At 68.5% G+C, this 1,103-nt stretch carries 2 protein-coding genes; one reads left to right on the top strand and one right to left on the bottom strand.

Translation table 11 applies throughout. From position 1 onward, the window contains the following. On the top strand, positions 1–198 hold a 198-nt coding region (locus DD1DGNOD_RS04525), incomplete at its 5' end, for an exodeoxyribonuclease VII small subunit (RefSeq protein ID WP_131769524.1). Positions 199–292: 94 nt separating this feature from the next. On the opposite strand, the gene DD1DGNOD_RS04520 is transcribed toward DD1DGNOD_RS04525, so the two are convergent. Beyond that, a complete protein-coding gene (locus DD1DGNOD_RS04520; RefSeq protein ID WP_131765347.1) occupies positions 293–853 on the bottom strand; it encodes a DUF4245 domain-containing protein in 561 nt (186 codons plus the stop codon). Positions 854–1,103: the final 250 nt, after the last annotated feature.

Here is a 1,103-nt window from a genome sequence, read left to right as displayed (position 1 = left end):
GCCCGGTCGGAGCTGGAGGAGGTTGTCCGCCGTCTGGAGGCCGGCGGCGTCACCCTGGAGGAGTCACTGTCGTTGTGGGAACGCGGTGAAGCGCTCGCGAAGGTGTGCCAGGCGTTCCTGGCCGGAGCCCGGGCCCGACTCGACAGCACTCCTGTCGACAGTGCCGGTGCCGACACGGCGGAGGATCCGGCCCGCTGACGTGAGACCGTCCCGGCACCCGACCGCCGAGGTGCCCGAGCTGACGCCGTACTATCCGAGCAGACTGAGCCGATTACTGTATGCTACGCACGGTCTACGGTACGACGTGCGGGCGCAGCGATGCCGCGAGAATCCCCAGGTCGGAGGCGGACGCTGCGCCCTTGCCACCGCCGTCGGAGACGATCAGCACGACGTCACCGACCTGGCGGGTCAGCGCCAGGTGGCCGGCGTCGTCGCGTCTTTCCTGCCATGGCTGTCCCGCCACCTCGACGGTCCCCGTCACGGGCCGGTCCTCCAGGACGCGTTTGACCGCGTCCACGGCGTTGCCCTCGTTGAGCTGTGCGTACGTCCTGTTGTTCGGGCGGTCGACGACGTACCCGATCGTCAGCTCGACCGTCTTCGTGCGGGTGGTACCCGACGGTCCCGAGGTCCGGACCGAGGTGGCCTTCCAGTGGGCGGGCAGATCCGTCGGCGCCAGGACGTCAAAAGGCGCTGAGCGCGCAAATGCGGTCAGCGGGACGGCCGTGTCCACCGGGTGCACCGGGTCACCGTCACCCCTGGGCATGAACAGCGCGACCAGCAGCACCCCGGCCATCACCACCCCGAGGGACAGCGCCATGTCTCGGATCGTTTCCTGACCGCGTCGTCGTGCCACCGCTCCATCCTGCCGTCTCGGGGATGCGGCCCAACAGGGCAGTCGGCCCTCCTGCCCGTGTGGATCACCGCCAGGCAATCTCGTACCCGTCGGGATCGCCTCACGACAGAAGATCGTGCTGTTGGCATCCCCGGTGCATGTCCGGACGGCTATGGCAAGGTGACGTGACAGGTAAAGATCATCTCACCGGCCATACAACCGGAGAGCACCATCAAGGCCGGCCCAGGTGGCCGGCCCGGCAATCCCGTCG

The sequence above is a fragment of the Candidatus Protofrankia californiensis genome (genome assembly GCF_900634765.1).
Lineage (GTDB): Bacteria > Actinomycetota > Actinomycetes > Frankiales > Frankiaceae > Protofrankia > Protofrankia californiensis.
This window is presented reverse-complemented; position numbering and strand designations above follow the sequence as displayed.